Source organism: Sphingobium sp. AP49 (genome assembly GCF_000281715.2).
Classification (GTDB): domain Bacteria; phylum Pseudomonadota; class Alphaproteobacteria; order Sphingomonadales; family Sphingomonadaceae; genus Sphingobium.
Map to the genome: position 1 here is coordinate 30,579 of NZ_CP124576.1, position 16,803 is coordinate 47,381.

The window sequence follows — 16,803 nt, forward strand, 5'->3', positions numbered from 1 at the left end:
AGTATGCCAGTGATGACCTCCGGTCGATATTCTATTTAGCGCCCCCACCCAACATATCGGCCATAAAATTTATCTAATTACATTGAATTGATTTGACTCCCAGGTACAACAGCAGAGGGCGATTTGGGGGATAAAATGCGTTGGTCGATGGCTTGGAAGAGCTTAAGCGCTAGTGGAGTGATTACCGGAATTCTACTGGGCGTCCTAGGCGATGGCATAATCGTTAGGGCGACAGCCGGAGCATTGGCAGGCGGTGCAGTTTTAGGCGCCTTACTTCTTCCAGGTATACGTCGCCTCTCGATATTAAAGGGCAGCCCACTCGAAGCGACTTTCGTCAGCTCTGACGGAGAGGTCCGCAATGTTTGGTTATTGGGAAAAACGAGATACCAGGCCCAAGGGAAGCATTATCCAGACGAAAGGGTCCTGCTCAAATGGGCCGAAACCTACCGGCACGGAATAACTCAAGCCTCTGATAAGAATGGTCGGATTCTAGGCTATCTGTCGGTCTGGCCGGTTACAGAATCCTGCTTTGAAGCAATCAGAAGCGGTGCTTTGCTAGAAGATGATATAACCGACGAACATATTGCTCTCGCACAGGACCGCCCCCACTCATTTTGGTATATCGCTGATATTTTCAGGGGAGAGAGGGTTCGGGGCATACATGGATCGGTGCTGGAATACGTAATCAATTTTTTGGTTGCTTCCTTTTTTGCAAACCACAGCAAAACAGGTGCACTTCCGAATGATGGGTCAATTGAGATGATCGCTTTCGCAGCCACCTCTCAAGGTAAAAACCTTTTAAAGGCGTTTGGTTTTGGCCTCGCTCAAGGGTCAACGAAGGCAACCGGCAGTCTTCCGGTTTATTATCTTTGCCTCTCAACCAAGGGGCGCAACAGCGCTCTCCAGGCCGCGCTGAACAATATGATAAAATTGCGGCGCAAAGTCAGCATACTGGACTGAGTGTAGTTCCTACTTTTGCCGGGCAGGAGCAGGCAACTGAGCAGACTCAGCCGACATGCCAAATGGCGACTCGTTCAGCCCACGAATCTAAATCTGACAGTTCGCAATTGATCAGCTTTTCTAGAAACAATCATACTCCGCGACGAAAGATTATATCACTCTCGACTGGCCCCCTGCCCCGCTCCTGCGTTACACTCCCGCCATCCATGAGCGGCACAGCAGAGGCCGCCAGATGCAGGAGAATGACATGACCGGCGAAACCCCGCCCCCCGTCACCGAAGCCGACCTGACCGGCGCCGAGCCGCCCCATAATCGCCGCCGCCCCAAGGCGCCGATCCTGGAGATTGACGGCCGCAAGCTGAAGCCCGCGACCCTGATGATGGGCCATGGCTATGACCCGACCCTGTCGGAAGGATCGCTGAAACCCCCGATCTTCCTCACCTCCACCTTCGCCTTCGAGAGCGCGGCCGCGGGCAAGCGCCATTTCGAGGGGGTGACCGGCATCCGGCCCGGCGGCGCCGAGGGGCTGGTCTATTCGCGCTTCAACGGCCCCAATCAGGAAATTGCCGAGGATCGGCTGTCGGTGTGGGAGGAAGCGGAGGACGCCTTGCTCTTTTCCAGCGGCATGTCGGCGATCGCCACCACCCTGCTCGCCTTGGTGCAGCCGGGCGACGTCATCGTCCATTCGGCGCCGCTTTATGCCGCGACCGAATCGCTGATCGGCCGCATCCTCGGCCGCTTCGGGGTGCAATGGCTCGATTTCCCCGCCGGCGCGACCGAGGACGAGATTGGCGCGGTGATCGAGAAGGCCAAGGGGCTAGGCCGGGTCGCGATGCTCTATCTGGAAAGCCCGGCCAACCCGACCAATGTGCTGGTCGATCTGGAGGCGGTGGTCGCGCGGCGCGATGCGCTGTTCGCGGGCGAAGATCATGTCCCGCCGATCGCGATCGACAATACCTTCCTGGGGCCGCTGTGGCACCGGCCGATCAACCATGGCGCCGACCTCGTCATCTACAGCCTGACCAAATATGCCGGCGGGCATAGCGATCTGGTCGCGGGCGGCGTGCTCGGCTCCAATGCCCTCATCAACAGCATCCGCCTAATGCGCAACACGATCGGGACGATTCTCGACCCGCACAGCGCCTGGATGCTGCTGCGCAGCCTAGAGACGCTGGAATTGCGGATGAGCCGTGCGGGCGAGAATGCGCAGAAGGTCTGCACCTGGCTGAAGGACCAGCCGCAGGTGGAGAAGGTCGTCTATCTCGGCTTCCCGGAGACTGAGCGGCAGGCCGATATCTATCGCCGCCATTGCACCGGCGCCGGCTCCACCTTCTCGCTCTATCTGAAGGGTGGCGAGGCGGAGGCCTTTGCCTTTCTCGACGCGCTCAAGATCGCCAAGCTGGCGGTGAGTCTCGGCGGCACCGAGACGCTGGCCAGCCACCCCGCCGCGATGACCCATTTGTCGGTGCCGGCCGAGCGCAAGAAGGCGCTGGCGATCGGCGACAATATGGTGCGCATCTCAATCGGCTGCGAGGATGCCGACGATCTGATCGCCGACTTCGCCCAGGCGCTGAAGGCTATCGAAGGAAAGGGCGGATAATGGCCCATCTGCGCCCGGTCATCCTGATCGCCCAGCCCCATCTGGCGCCGCTGCTGACCATTTTGGCGATGCAATATGACGTCATGGGGCTATGGGAGGAGGCCGGGCGCGCCCGCCTTGGCGAGGCGGAGATAGTGGTGACGGCCGGCGAGTTCCGGCTCGATCCCGCCATGCTGGCAGCGATGGGCCGGCTGCGGCTGATCGCCTGCTTCACCGTCGGCTATGACGGGGTCGACCTCGACTGGGCGCGAGCGAACGGCATCGCCGTCAGCCATGCCGGCGACGCCAATGCGGAGGATGTCGCCGACCATGCGATCGGCCTGATCCTGGCTCATCGGCGCCAGATCGTCAGCGGCGACCGGGCCTTGCGCGCGGGCGAATGGCTGCCCGGCGGCAAGACCATCACTCGGTCGATCGCCGGCGCCCGGCTGGGCATTGTCGGCATGGGCAGCATCGGCATCGCCATCGCGGCGCGCGCCGATGCCCTGCGCATGGCGACCCGCTGGTGGGGGCCGCGCGACAAGCCCGGCCTCGCCTGGCCGCGCAGCGAGAGCCTGGCGGTACTGGCAAGCGAGAGCGACATATTGGTGATCGCGGCGCGGGCGACCGACGACAATCGCGGCATGATGTCCGCCGCGATCATCGATGCGCTTGGCCCGGACAGCCTGCTCGTCAATGTCGCGCGCGGGCAATTGGTGGACGAGGATGCGCTGATCGATGCCCTGCGCGCCGGCCGGCTGGGCGGCGCGGCGCTCGACGTCTATGCGCAGGAACCGACCGATCCGGCACGCTGGGCCGATGTGCCGAACTGCATCCTGACCCCGCACACCGGCGGCGCGACCGATGCGGCGGTGGCGCAGATGGCGCAGATGCTGCTCGCCAATATCCGCGCCTTTGTGGCGGAGGAACCACTGCCCAATCCGGTCCTCTGAACCAAGCCGCATGTCCAAACGTTGAGCGCCGACATGGCCGATCGGGCCGGACGGGAGAGCGATGCGAATGGCCACAGGGGCGAAGCGATGGGTGGTGCGTGGGCTGGTCGGCCTGGTCCTGCTCTGTGCGATCCTGCTGCTGGCGCTCGCCGCCTTTCCCTGGGGATGGATGAAAGGGCCGATCGAGCGCCGCCTGTCCGACCGTATCGGCAAGCCGGTGACGATCGGCGCGATGGCGCGGGAGGACAGCCTGTCCTTCCACCCCCTCGTTACCCTGCGCGACCTGCGCGTGCCGCAACCCGGCTGGATCAGGCCCGCCCTGCCCGACTTGGCCCAAATCGGCGAGATCCGCGCCGGCTTTTCGGTCTGGGGCCTGCTGACCGGCGGGCCGGTGCTGGAGCGGCTGGAGGCGCACCGCGCCCGGCTCCATTTCTATCGCGACGCGCAGGGCCGCGAGAACTGGAGCGGCGAGCGCAGCAAGGGTAGCGACAGGCGCGGCGGCCATCCGGCGCTGCACAGCCTGGTCGTTACCGACAGCCGCATCGCCTATCGCGACGACAAGCGCGGGCGATCGGTAGATGCCGCGCTGATGGTCGATTCGCGCGGCCTGCGCCTGTCGGGCAACGGCGATGTGCGCGGCCATCCCGTGACCGTCACCGCGACTGGCGGCCCGATCCTCGACAACCGGCCGGGCCAGCGCTGGCCGTTCGATGCGGCGATCAGTGGCGAGGCGGTCGGCTTCACCCTCAAGGGCACGATGGATGGACCGCTCGACATCGGCCATCTGCGCGGCGAGGCGACCGCCCATGGCACCGACCTCGCTTTGCTCGACGCGATCATCGAGGCCGGCCTGCCCGGCACCCAACCGGTCAGGCTGACCGCGCGGGTGGTACGCGACCGGCCGGACTGGATCGTCGAGGGATTGAAAGGCACGATCGGCCGGTCCGACATTGCCGGCCATGCCACCATCCGCAAGCGCGATGGCCGCACCCGGATCGACGGCGCGCTGAGCGCCGATCGCTTCGATTTCGACGATCTGTCGAGCAACGCCGGCAAGGCGAAAGCGGCGGCCAAGCGCGCGCAGCTTGGGCCGCGCCTGATCCCCGATACGGCCATCGACCTCGCCACCGTCGATCATACCGACGGCAAATTGGACCTCAAGGTCCGGCAATTGCTGTGGCCCGGCCCCAGCCCCTTCCGTTCCCTGACCGGCTCAGTCAGCCTGGAGCGCAGCCGACTGTCGGTCGAACCGCTGACGCTGGGCCTGACCCGTGGCACGCTGTCGGGGCGGATCGGCGTCAACCAGCGTGACGGCGGCCCCCTGCTCGATATCGCAATGGCATTGCAGGGCGCGCGCCTGCTCGATTTCTTCCCCGACGCGCAGATCGACGGCGCGCTGGATGGCCGGGTCGCGGTCAAGGGGCGTGGCCGGACGATCCGTCAGGCCATCGGCACGTCGACCGGCATCATCGCATTGGTCGCGCGCGATGGCCGCATTCCGGACCGGACCGCCGCTTTGATGGGGCAGGATGTCGGCCGCGGCCTGACCTTGTCGAAGCGCAAGGAGGCCGTCCTGCGCTGCATCATCACCCGGCTCGACATCCGCGACGGCTTTGCCCGGCCCAGCCCGGTGCTGATCGACACCTCACGCGCCCAGACAAGCGCCGTTGGCACGATCCGCCTGTCGGACGAGCGCCTGGCGCTGGCACTGAGCGGCATCCCCAAGCAGGACAGCCTGTTGCGGCTGAAGGGCAGCGTGCCGGTCGGCGGCACGATCAAGGCGCCCGATATTCAGCTGCCCAAAGAAGCCCGTTCGGCCAAGGGCATAATCAAGATGATCGGCAATGCGATCGGCGGCGAGAAACAGCCGACGGTGGGCGACGCCGATTGCGATGCGCTGGCCCGCACCGCGATGCGTTAGCGTTTCAGTTCCAGTCCACCCGCGTCCAGCCGCGCTCCGCCGCCAGCTTGGCGAGCGGCGGATGCGGGTTGGAAGCGAAGGCCTCGTCGGCGAACTCCAGCATCGGCGCATCCGATACATGGTCAGAATAGGCGCGGATATGCGCCTGGCTGCGGTCGATCGCCTCGGCCGCCATCCACGCCTTGATCATCCGCAGCTTGCCGGTGTCGTAGCAATTCTCGCCGGAAATCTTGGCGCGCACATAGGGCAGATCCTGCCCGACATGGTCGGTCGCGATCACCACGTCAAAGCCCAGCCGCCGCGCGATCGCCTCGACATAGAGGCGGTAGGAGGCAGTGGCGAGCACCAGCCGATAACCGGCGGCGCGGTCCCGCGCGATCTGTTCCAGCGCGCCGGCCCGGACATTCTTGGCCATCACCTTGTCGGCATAGCTTTCGATATGCGGCATCAGCTTCGTCCGGTCGGCCCGGCCGCCGATCATCAGCCACTGGTTGGTTTCCTTGAGCGTCTGCCGGCTGATGAGCTTCACCACATAGGCCAGCATGACGAAGGGAATGAGCGGCAGGAACACCAGCCGCCAGGGCGCCATATGCGCCGCTACATGGATCAGGAATCCGGTGTAGGTGCCGGAAAAGGTGACCGTGCGGTCCATGTCGTAAATCGCCAGCCGATATGTCATGCCGTGTCCGAAACTTTTGCCCTTGCCCGTCGTTCTGTCTGGCGGATGGGCCGTTTCGGCTTGCCGCGCAACCGATAATGGACCACTAATCCCTCCGCATGAACAAAGCCGCTGATCTCGTTGAGGAAAGCCGTGACGGCGGCGGCACAGTCATACGCCTTACCGGCAACTGGTCGATCGCCTGTCTGCACGATTTGCCCAACCGCCTCGACACCATTGTCGGACCGATAGACTGCATCGATGTGACCGATGTCGAACATATGGACACGATCGGCGCCTGGACCATCCACCGCACCGCCAAGCGCCTGGGCGCGGACGTGCAGGGCGGCAGTTCCGATTGCCAGAGACTGATCGGCGCCGTCGGCCGGATCGACGAACCGGTCGACATCCACCCGGTTCATATCTCTCCGCTCAACCGCGTCCTGGGCCAGATCGGTGAGGCGGTGATCAATTCGGTCAACACCCTGATCGGACTGCTCGGCTTCTTCGGCAGCACGCTGGTCACGACCTGGGGGCTGATCCGCCATCCCAGCCGCTTCCGCATCAATGCCGTGGTACAGCGATTCGAGGTAGTCGGCGTCTCGGCGCTCGGCATCATCGGCCTGATGAGCTTCCTGATCGGCATCGTGATCGCCCAGCAGGGCGCGGTACAGCTGCGCCAGTTCGGCATGGAGATGCTGACCATCAACCTGGTCGGCCGCCTCACCTTCCGCGAACTGGGTGTGCTGATGACCGCGATCATGGTCGCCGGCCGCTCCGGTTCCGCCTTCGCCGCGCAATTGGGCACGATGAAGCTGACCGAGGAGGTCGACGCGATGCGCACCATCGGCGTGTCGCCGATGGAAGCGCTGGTGCTGCCCCGCACCCTGGCGGTGGTGGTAATGATGCCGCTGCTCGGCTTCTATTCCTCGATCGTCGCGGTCATCGGTGGCGGCTTCCTGTGCGCCGTATCGCTCGACATTCCGCCGATCACCTTTGTTCAGCGGCTGCGTGAGGTGGTGCCGATCACCGATCTTTATGTCGGCCTCATCAAGGCGCCGGTGTTTGGCCTGATCATCGCCATCAGCGGCTGTTTCCAGGGCATGCAGGTCAAGGCCAATGCCGAGGAAGTCGGTCTGCGCACGACCGCTGCGGTGGTGCAGGCCATTTTCCTGGTGATCGTACTCGACGCCTTCTTCGCCGTGTTCTTCACCTGGGTGGGTTGGAACTGATGAGCGCGCAGGAACGCAGCACCGAGGAAGAGCGGATCGAACAGGCGGTCCAGTCCGATGACATCGCCATTGCCGTGCGCGGACTAAAGAACAGTTTCGGCGACCAGGTCGTGCACGAGAATCTCGACCTTGATGTGCGCAAGGGCGAGATATTGGGCGTGGTCGGCGGATCGGGCACCGGCAAGTCGGTGCTGATGCGCTCTATCATCGGCCTGCAGATGCCCGACGCAGGCGAGGTCCATGTCTTCGGTGAATCGATGATCGGTCGGCTGGATGACGAGGCGCTGGCGATCCGCAAGCGCTGGGGCGTGCTGTTTCAGGGCGGAGCGCTCTTCTCGACCCTGACCGTGGCCGAGAATGTCGAAGTGCCGATCCGTGAATATTATCCCAATATAGGCCCGGTGCTGCGCGACGAGATTGCCGCCTACAAGATCCGCATGACCGGCCTGCCGCCTGAGGCCGGCCCTAAATATCCGGCCGAACTGTCGGGCGGCATGAAGAAGCGCGCCGGCCTGGCCCGCGCGCTGGCGCTGGACCCGGACCTGCTGTTCCTCGACGAACCGACCGCCGGGCTCGACCCGATCGGTGCGGCCGCGTTCGACGACCAGACGCGCAAGCTGCAGGAAACGCTGGGCCTCACCGTCTTCCTCATTACACATGATCTCGACACCCTTTATTCGATCTGCGACCGTGTCGCGGTGCTGGCGGACAAGAAGGTGATCGCCGTCGGGACGATCGACGAATTGCTGGCGCTCGATCACCCCTGGATCCAGGAATATTTCAACGGTCCGCGGGGCCGCGCCGCCACGGCGGCCGTCACGCGCGAACGCGGCAAGGCCGCTGCCGACAAACAAGCGGACGGAAGGCAATAGGATATGGAAACCCGGTCCAATCATGTGCTGGTCGGCGCGGTCACGCTGCTGTTGCTGGCTGCGATCATGGCGGCAGCCTTCTGGTTCTCGCGCCTGTCCAACGGCGAGAACAAGGAATATGACATCTTCTTCAAACAGTCGGTCAACGGGCTCGCCAAGGGATCCAGTGTCAACTATTCGGGCGTGCCGTCGGGCCAGGTGGAGAAGATCGAACTGTGGAAGCGCGATCCCAGCTTCGTGAAGGTGCGCATTTCGGTGAAGGATGGCACGCCGGTACTGCAGGGGACGACCGCGACCATTGCCGGCGTCGGCTTCACCGGCGTCAGCGAGGTCGTGCTGGATGGTGCAGTGAAAGGCGCCCCGCCGATCATCTGCCCAGCGGACAATAGCCAGTCCGCCTGTCCTGACGGCGTTCCGGTCATTCCGACCAAGCCCGGTGCGCTGGGCGAACTGCTCAACAATGCGCCGCAACTGCTGGAACGGCTGTCGACATTGACGGAACGGCTGACCGAATTGCTGAACGACAAGAATCAGCAGTCGATCGCCGGCATCCTCGCCAATGTCGAGCGCGTGTCCGGCGCCTTGGCCGACCGTAGCCCCGAAATCGCCGCGACGCTGGCAGAGGCGCGGATCGCCGTGCAGCGCACCGGCATCGCCGCGCAACAGATCGGTGAGCTGGCCGCAACCACCAACGGCCTGCTGAACGATGAGGGTCGCCCGCTAATGGCGGACCTGCGCAAAAGCGTTCAGTCGGCCAGTCGCAGCATCGATACGCTCGACAAGACCATCGCCGAAGCGCAGCCGGGTGTGCATGCCTTCAGCAACCAGACCATGCCGGAAGTGAATCGCCTGGTTCGCGATCTGCGCGAAATGTCGCGCGCCTTCCGCGGCGTGGCGGAGAAACTCGACCAGCAGGGCGCGGGTTCGATCGTCGGATCGCCCCAGCTGCCCGACTATAAGCCATGAAAGGGCGCGCGATGATGTTCCTCAAGAAACGGGCTGGCGCGCCGATCGCGCTTGTCGCAGCCATGCTGCTGGCCGGTTGCGTCTCGATCGGCAGCAAGCCGCCCCAGCAGCTGCTGACCCTCGATGCCGCGCACAAGGTCCCCACCGGCGCGCAGAGCAATGCCGGCGGCGGCCGCTCCATCATCATCACCGATCCGGAGGCTGCCCGCATCATCGATACGGTGCGCGTCCCGGTGCAGACGTCGCCGACCTCGGTCGCCTATGTGACCAAGGTGCAATGGGCGGAAACGCCGCGTCATCTGTTCCGCCGCCTGCTGGCTGAAACCGTGTCCGCAACGACGGACCGGATCGTGCTCGATCCCGGCCAGTTTTCCGGTGATGGCGGCCAACGGCTAAGCGGCGAGCTGATCGCCTTCGGCATCGATGGCGCCAGCAACAGCGCAGTCGTAACCTTCGACGCGGCGCTGATGACCCCGGCCGGCGTCGCCATCGCGCGCCAGCGCTTCACCGCCAGCGCCCCGGTCGGCGGCAAGATCGACGCCAATAGCGTGGGCGCGCCGCTCAACAGTGCCGCCAATAAGGTGGCGACCGACGTCGCCGCCTGGGTCGCCGCCCAAAAAGACTGATCGGCCGGCCGGCCCGGGATACGCTCCCCGACCGGCCCCCTACCCTTATCCCTCCAGGCTCTTGCTCGCCTGCTCGGTCACGTCCTTGGACAGGCCCGGTTCCTGCAGGATACGCTGCAATTCCGCGCGCATCAGCGCGGCACGGCTGGCGTCGAACCGCTTCCACCGGCCGAGCGGGGGCACCAGCCGCGCGGCGGTCTGCGGATTGAGCTTGTCGAGCGCGATGATGCAGTCGGCAACCAGGCGATAGCCCTTGCCCGACTGGTGGTGGAACGCCCACTGGTTGCCCGCAAAGGCGCCGTAGAGCGAGCGCACCCGGTTCGGGTTATTGAGGGTGAAGGCCTTGTGCTGTCCCAGTTCCTCGACCAGCGCCACCGTTTCGGGATGGAAGGCGAAGGCTTGGGTCTGGAACCATTTGTCCAAGGTCAGCGCATCGTCGCTATAACGATTATAGAAAATGTCGAGCGCCGCTTCCCGCTCGGGACTCGTGCCGCTTGCCAGCGTCGCCAGCGCCGACTGGCGCTCGGTCATGTTATCGGCGTCGCTGAACTGGCCAAAGGCAATGGTCGGGCCATCCGTCGCGCCTGACGCGACCAGATAGACGAGCGCGACATTGCGCAGCTTGCGTGCGCCCTTGGCCGCCGGTGAGACCGCGAAGGCGTTGGCCTTGGTCTTGGCGTGGATATCACGCCATAGCGGTTCCAGCTCGGCGCCCAGCCGCGTCTGCAGCGCATCGCGGGCGACATGGATCGCGTCTGGGTCCACCAGCTTCATCTGGTCGCCCAGATAGGCTTCGCTCGGCAGGCGGATCGCCTCGGCAACGAAGGCCGGGTCCAGCGACGGATCGGTGATGGTATTGCGCACCGCATCCACCACCGCCGCTGCGTCGACGGCCTGTCCCGCCACCTGGCCGACCAGCACATTGACCATCAGCTGCTGCATCGCCTCATAGCGGGCGAAGGGATCGTCATCATGCGCCGACAGGAAGGCGAGGTCGGCCTGGCTGCGATTCGCCTCGACGATCACCGGCGCGGAAAAGCCGCGATTGATCGACAGGATCGGCAGGCTGGCAAAATTGTCGAACGTGAAACGCTGCTGCGCCTGCGTCAGCATCAGCAACTGGTCGCCATGATGGCTGCCGGTCGCCGGATCATAGAGGGCAACGCGCAGCGGGATCGCCATCGGCAGCTTGTTCTGCTGGCCGGGCGTCGGCGGCACGCTCTGTTCCAGCAGCAGCTCGGCCTTCCGGCTGACCGGATCATGGCTCAGCAGCGCCCGGACATGGGGGGTGCCGGCCTGCTCATACCAGCGACGGAACTGGCCAAGGTCGATCTCGCCGCCATCCTCCATGGCGCGGACGAAGTCCTCGCAGGTCGCCGCCTCGCCATCATGCCGGTCGAAATAGAGGTCGGTACCGGCGCGGAACCGCTCCGCGCCCAGCATCAGCGCCATCATGCGGATCAGCTCGGCGCCCTTGTTATAGATGGTCGCCGTATAGAAGTTACTGATTTCCATGTAGGATTCGGGGCGCACCGGATGCGCCAGCGGTCCTGAATCCTCCTGGAACTGGGCCGCGCGCAGGATTCGGACATCCTCGATCCGCTTGACCGCATGGCTACCCATGTCGGCCGAGAAATTCTGGTCCCGGAAGACCGTGAAACCTTCCTTGAGGCTCAGCTGGAACCAATCGCGACAGGTGACGCGATTGCCCGACCAGTTGTGGAAATATTCATGCGCCACCACGCCTTCGACGCCATCATAGTCGATGTCGGTCGCGGTCTCGGGATCGGCAAGAATATAGCGCGAATTGAAGATGTTGAGGCCCTTGTTCTCCATCGCGCCGAAATTGAAGTCGGCCACCGCGACGATATTGAACACGTCCAGATCATATTCGCGGCCGTAGACGCGCTCGTCCCAGGCCATGCTGTTCTTGAGCGCCTGCATCGCATGCTCCGTGCGCGGTAGGTCAGCCTCGCGCACCCAGATGCCCAGCGCCACCTCTCGCCCGCTCATCGTCACGAAGCGATCGGCATTGCAGGCGAGGTCACCGGCGACCAGCGCGAACAGATAACAGGGCTTGGGGAAGGGATCATTCCACTGTGCCCAATGGCGGCCGTCAGCCAGATCCCCCTGCCCCGCTGGATCGCCATTGGCGAGCAGGATCGGATAACGCGCCTTATCAGCAGTCAGTTTCACACTGTAACGCGACAATATGTCGGGCCGGTCGGGGAAGAAGGTGATGCGGCGGAACCCCTCCGCCTCGCACTGGGTGCACAGCAGCCCGCCGCTGGCATAAAGGCCCATCAGCTTGCTGTTGCCCTCCGGCGCCAGCTCGACCAGCACCTCCACCTTGTGCGCTGCGCCGACGAGCGGGACCACCAGCGCCCCGGCCTCCAACGTCCACTCATCCTCTTGGAGGCTACGGCCATCGACCTTTACCTCCAGCGGGACAAGGCCATCGCCGTCCAGTCGCAGCGGACGGTCATGATCGCCGTTGCGCACCACCGACAGATCCGACCAGATCCGCGTCAGCGCGGCATCCAGATCGAAATCGAGGGCAATGTCGGGCACCAGCCAGTCAGGCACGCGATAGTCGGCGCGGCGGATGACGGGGGAGCGGCGGCTTGGGTGGATTGGATATCGGCCATGGCGCCAGATTAGGCAGAGCATGGAGAAAAGGCCAGTGGGTCAAATGCCAGAACCACTGTCCAGAAAGGAACAGATCAATCCCTCCCGTTCGTTTCGCGCGCGATCGAGAAACGCGCGCAACGCAAGCCGCTTCTCGACTTCGCTCGACGCGAACGGAGGGGCGCTTAAGGCGCTGTCAGATCCGCTCGCCCGACAATCGCTGGCAGAGCATGTCGAGCTGATCGAGGGTTGAATAGCGCAGCGCCAGCATGCCCGCCCCGTCGCCGCTGTCGGCGATCTCGACCTTCAGCCCAAGAATATCGGCCAGATGCTGTTCCAGCGCCGCAATATCCGCATCCTTGCCGCCGGGAGTTGCGCCGCGCGACTTGGGCTCGGAATCCTCGCCCTTCTTCGCCTTGCGCACCAGTTGCTCGGTCTCGCGGACCGAAAGCCCCTTTTGCTCGACCATCAGCGCCATCGATTCGCAGCCCGGCACGCCGATCAGCGCACGGGCATGACCCATGCTGATCCGCCCATGCGACACCGCTTCCTGCACCGGATCGGGCAGGTCGAGCAGACGCATCAAATTGGCGATATGGCTGCGCGACTTGCCGACAATGCGGCCCAGCGCTTCCTGGCTGTGATGAAATTCGCCGATCAGCTTGCGATAAGCCTCGGCCTCTTCGATCGGGTTGAGATCCTCGCGCTGGATATTTTCAACCAGCGCGATTTCCAGCGTTTCCTGCTCGTCGAAATCGCGCACGATCGCGGGGATGCGATGCAGCTGCGCCTTCTGCGCGGCGCGCCAGCGGCGTTCGCCCGCGACGATCTGGAAACCGCCCCCATGCGGGCGCACGATGATCGGCTGAATCACGCCCCGCTTGGCAATGCTGTCCGCCAGTTCCTGCAGCGCGTCCTGATCGAAATGACGGCGCGGCTGCTCGGGATGCGGCTGGATCAGCGCAACCTCGATATTCTGCACAGATTTGCTCGATGGCGTCGCGCTGCTCGCTGCTGCTGCGACGGGTTCCTCCCGGCTGACATCGCCCAGCAGAGCGGACAAGCCCCGACCGAGACCGTGCGGACGCTTCACCGGCTTGTGCTTTTCACCAATCTCGTCGCTCAAGCCGCAGCCTCCTGTCGGGGAAGACGCGCGATCAGTTCGCGCGCCAGACGCATATAGGCTTCCGACCCCGAGCAACGGAAATCATAGATGAGTGCCGGTACGCCATGGCTTGGCGCTTCGGACAAACGGACATTGCGCGGAATGACGGTCGAAAAGACCAGGTCACCCAGACAGGCACGGACATCGTCCGCGACCTGGTCGGTCAAGCGGTTGCGCCGATCATACATTGTCAGGGCGACACCCATGATCGAAAGCCGAGGATTGAAACGCCCGCGAATCCGCTCAACCGTCTGGAGCAGTTGCGACAGACCTTCCAGCGCGAAAAATTCACATTGCAACGGCACCAGCAGCGACTGTGCTGCCACCATCGCATTGATCGTCAGCAGCCCCAGAGAGGGCGGACAATCAATCAGGCAAATATCCCAGCGACCCGGCTGCGCTTCGGCAAGCACCCGCTCCAGCCTATGGGTCCGCTCCTCATATTCGATCAGTTCGATTTCCGCACCCGACAGGTCCTGGGTCGCCGGCACGAGATCCAGCTTGGGCACGCGCGTGGTTATAACCGCATCGTCCAGCGCGCAATTGCCGACCAGCAGGTCATAGCTTGACTGGGCACGATCGGCATGACCAACCCCCAGGCCGGTCGAGGCGTTACCCTGGGGATCGAGATCGACCAGCAACACGCGCAGGCCGGTGGCGGCGAGGCCGGTAGCCAGATTGATGGCCGTGGTGGTCTTACCCACTCCGCCTTTCTGGTTGGCGATGGCGATACAAATCATCCTCGACCCTTCTTTTTGACGGGTTTGACGGATCGCGCGACGATGATGGCGCTGTCGGCGTCGGTCACGCTGCGTTCCACATGAAACGCACCTTGCCATGCCGGACGCACGGCCTCCAGTTCATTTTGCGCATTTCGTCCCTTCGGCAGCACCCAAATCGTCTTTTCATCGGCAAGATGCTGGGCGGACTGCAGCAATTTCGGCAGCGGGGCATAGGCACGGGCGCTGATGACGGCGGAGTTCGCTGGCGGCGCGACTTCGACCCGACCGCCAAAGACAGAGGCGTTGGCCAGTCCGAGGTCGGCAATCACATCGTTGAGGAAATCGATCCGCTTGCGACGCGATTCAACCATGATCAGTGGTCGATCAGACATGCTGGCAACCACGATCCCGGGCAAGCCCGCACCCGAGCCCAAGTCCATCCATGGCCCTTCCCCAGCGTCCCGGGCGTGCAACAGCAACTGGGCCGAATCGACGATATGCCGCGCCCAGACATGGGGACGGGTCGATTCGGCGATCAGATTCTGAGCATCCATGGCGGACAGCAAAAGTGACACATAGCGCTCCAACCGATCCCATGTTTCACGTGGAACATCAAAATGCGCATCGAGCCAGGCCCGCGCTTCGTCTTCGGTCATGCTGCCTTCCGCCGCACATGGACTAGAATGGCGGCCAGTGCCGCCGGGGTGATACCGCGGATACGGCCCGCAGCGGCCAGCGTATCGGGGCGTGCGCCGTCCAGCCGCTCGATCATTTCGGTCGACAGACCGCCGACGCTGGCAAAGTCGAAGTCGACCGGAATAGCCACCCGCTCATCCCGGCGCAGCGCTGCGATCTCCGCATCCTGCCGTTCCAGATAGGGCGCATAATGGGCATCTTCCAATATCTCGGCGCGCAGGTCGGCCGACGCCTTCGCCAGGGCAGGCGCCAGCGTCACCAGCAAGTCGGCTTGCACCTCGGGGAAGCGCGCCCATTCAAACAGGCTGCGTCGCGCGCCATCCTGCCGGACCGCCGCCCCAGCCCGTGCCATCTCGGTTGCGGTGAAGGGCCGGGCCAGCTCAGCCTCGATCGCAGCGCGCGCGACGGCACGCGTGGCGAAACGCACCGCACGCGCCGGGCCAATGATGCCATGAGCAAGGCCGATCTCGCCCAGCCGCGTCTCCGCATTATCGGCCCGCAGCCGCAGCCGATATTCGGCGCGCGCGGTCAGCATCCGATAGGGTTCGGTCACGCCCTGCAACACCAGGTCGTCGATCATCACGCCGATATAGCTACTCGCCCGGTCGAGGATCATCGGTTCTTCGCCACGCGCGCGCGCCGCCGCATTGGTGCCAGCAACCAGCCCCTGGGCCGCCGCTTCCTCATAGCCGGTCGTACCATTGATCTGCCCCGCACAGAACAGGCCGGGCAGTGCCCGCACTTCCAGGCTGGCATCCAGCGCGCGCGGATCGATATGATCATATTCGACCGCATAGCCGGGCACGACGATCTCGGCCTGCTCCAGCCCGCGCATCGACCGTATCATGGCCAGCTGCACATCGGCCGGCAGCGAGGTGCTGATACCATTGGGATAGACCAGCGCATCATCCAGCCCTTCGGGCTCCAGGAAGATCTGATGGCCGTCGCGATCCCCGAAGCGGATCACCTTGTCCTCGATCGACGGGCAATAGCGCGGCCCCCGCCCCTCGATCGCGCCGCTGAACAAGGGCGATCGCCCCAGCCCTTCACGGATGATCGCATGGGTCCGTTCATTAGTGCGGGTGATGGCACAGGCCAGTTGCGGCAGCGGCCGATGATCAGACAGCGGCGACATGGTCCAGCCTTCGCCATCCGACGCCTGCTCCTCCAGCACCGCCCAGTCGATGGTTCGGCCGTCAATGCGCGGCGGCGTGCCCGTCTTCAGGCGCCCGATCGGCAGGCCCCTCTCGCGCAGCTGCACGCCCAGCGCCGTTGCCGCCCGCTCGCCGGTGCGGCCACCGACATCCACATCCTCGCCCCGGAACAGCTTGCCACCCAGGAAGGTGCCCGTCGCCAGCACTACCGATGGCGCCTCCAGCGTCCGGCCATCCGCCAGCGACAGGCCCGCCACCATATCCTCGCGGACGATCAGCCCCACGGCCTCGCCCTCAATGATCTCAAGTCCGGCCTGAGCATCGAGCATCTGGTGGATCGCAGCCTTGTAGCGCTTACGGTCGGCCTGCACGCGCGGCCCCTGAACCGCCGCCCCCTTGCTGCTGTTGAGCATCCGATAATGGATCGCCCCGGCATCGGCGGCGCGGCCGATCAACCCGTCCAGCGCATCGACCTCGCGCACCAAATGGCCCTTGCCCAGACCACCGATTGCCGGGTTGCAGGACATGGCGCCCACGGTTGCCCGCTCGAAGGTCAGCAGCGCCACCACCGCACCCTTGCGCGCTGCCGCAGCGGCGGCTTCGCAGCCGGCATGGCCACCACCGACCACGATCACATCATAGCTTGTTCGCATGCCGGCCCCATATCAGAT

14 protein-coding genes are annotated in these 16,803 nt (G+C 64.3%); 8 read left to right on the plus strand and 6 right to left on the minus strand.

Going from position 1 to position 16,803, the window contains the following annotated elements:
- Positions 1-135: 135 nt before the first annotated feature.
- The 4 genes from PMI04_RS00140 to PMI04_RS00155 all read left to right on the plus strand — a co-directional run bounded on the left by PMI04_RS00140 (position 136) and on the right by PMI04_RS00155 (position 5,413).
- A complete protein-coding gene (locus PMI04_RS00140; RefSeq protein WP_007703952.1) occupies positions 136-960 on the plus strand; it encodes a hypothetical protein in 825 nt (274 codons plus the stop codon).
- Positions 961-1,207: 247 nt separating this feature from the next.
- Complete coding sequence (locus tag PMI04_RS00145; protein WP_007703954.1) at positions 1,208-2,560, plus strand: cystathionine gamma-synthase family protein; 1,353 nt, start codon at positions 1,208-1,210, stop codon at positions 2,558-2,560.
- A complete protein-coding gene (locus PMI04_RS00150; protein WP_007703957.1) occupies positions 2,560-3,492 on the plus strand; it encodes a 2-hydroxyacid dehydrogenase in 933 nt (310 codons plus the stop codon). The genes PMI04_RS00145 and PMI04_RS00150 overlap by 1 nt, the downstream gene beginning before the upstream one ends.
- A 67-nt stretch (positions 3,493-3,559) precedes the next feature.
- On the plus strand, positions 3,560-5,413 hold the full coding sequence (locus tag PMI04_RS00155; RefSeq protein WP_007703964.1) for an AsmA-like C-terminal region-containing protein: 1,854 nt from the start codon (positions 3,560-3,562) through the stop codon (positions 5,411-5,413).
- A gap of 4 nt (positions 5,414-5,417) precedes the next feature.
- Here PMI04_RS00155 and PMI04_RS00160 read toward each other — a convergent pair whose 3' ends face one another.
- Complete coding sequence (locus PMI04_RS00160) at positions 5,418-6,092, minus strand: HAD family hydrolase (protein WP_007703968.1); 675 nt, start codon at positions 6,090-6,092, stop codon at positions 5,418-5,420.
- A 98-nt stretch (positions 6,093-6,190) separates the two neighbouring features.
- Here PMI04_RS00160 and PMI04_RS00165 point away from each other — a divergent pair, with 98 nt between their 5' ends.
- Genes PMI04_RS00165 through PMI04_RS00180 form a run of 4 tightly spaced genes read left to right on the plus strand, consistent with a single transcriptional unit; the run spans position 6,191 to position 9,767 of the window.
- Positions 6,191-7,303 (plus strand): ABC transporter permease, encoded by a 1,113-nt coding sequence (locus tag PMI04_RS00165; protein ID WP_007703970.1) that lies wholly within the window; start codon positions 6,191-6,193, stop codon positions 7,301-7,303.
- Positions 7,303-8,175: an ABC transporter ATP-binding protein gene (locus PMI04_RS00170; protein ID WP_007703972.1), complete on the plus strand. Its 873-nt coding sequence runs from the start codon at positions 7,303-7,305 to the stop codon at positions 8,173-8,175. The genes PMI04_RS00165 and PMI04_RS00170 overlap by 1 nt, the downstream gene beginning before the upstream one ends.
- 3 nt (positions 8,176-8,178) lie before the next feature.
- Complete coding sequence (locus tag PMI04_RS00175; protein WP_007703977.1) at positions 8,179-9,141, plus strand: MlaD family protein; 963 nt, start codon at positions 8,179-8,181, stop codon at positions 9,139-9,141.
- Between the two features lie 14 nt (positions 9,142-9,155).
- Positions 9,156-9,767 (plus strand): ABC-type transport auxiliary lipoprotein family protein, encoded by a 612-nt coding sequence (locus PMI04_RS00180; protein WP_037485103.1) that lies wholly within the window; start codon positions 9,156-9,158, stop codon positions 9,765-9,767.
- A gap of 45 nt (positions 9,768-9,812) precedes the next feature.
- Here the strand turns inward: PMI04_RS00180 and pepN are convergent, their stop codons facing one another.
- From pepN to mnmG, 5 genes are all read right to left on the minus strand, one after another.
- On the minus strand, positions 9,813-12,437 hold the full coding sequence (gene pepN, locus PMI04_RS00185; RefSeq protein WP_283184829.1) for an aminopeptidase N: 2,625 nt from the start codon (positions 12,435-12,437) through the stop codon (positions 9,813-9,815).
- Positions 12,438-12,591: 154 nt separating this feature from the next.
- Entirely contained in the window at positions 12,592-13,521 is a 930-nt protein-coding gene (locus PMI04_RS00190) for a ParB/RepB/Spo0J family partition protein (RefSeq protein WP_007703984.1), read from the minus strand.
- Entirely contained in the window at positions 13,518-14,300 is a 783-nt protein-coding gene (locus PMI04_RS00195; RefSeq protein ID WP_007703985.1) for a ParA family protein, read from the minus strand. Before PMI04_RS00195 ends, PMI04_RS00190 begins: the two co-directional genes overlap by 4 nt.
- Positions 14,297-14,938: a 16S rRNA (guanine(527)-N(7))-methyltransferase RsmG gene (gene rsmG / locus PMI04_RS00200; RefSeq protein ID WP_007703986.1), complete on the minus strand. Its 642-nt coding sequence runs from the start codon at positions 14,936-14,938 to the stop codon at positions 14,297-14,299. The genes PMI04_RS00195 and rsmG overlap by 4 nt, the downstream gene beginning before the upstream one ends.
- A complete protein-coding gene (mnmG, locus tag PMI04_RS00205) occupies positions 14,935-16,785 on the minus strand; it encodes a tRNA uridine-5-carboxymethylaminomethyl(34) synthesis enzyme MnmG (RefSeq protein ID WP_007703993.1) in 1,851 nt (616 codons plus the stop codon). The genes rsmG and mnmG overlap by 4 nt, the downstream gene beginning before the upstream one ends.
- Positions 16,786-16,803: the final 18 nt, after the last annotated feature.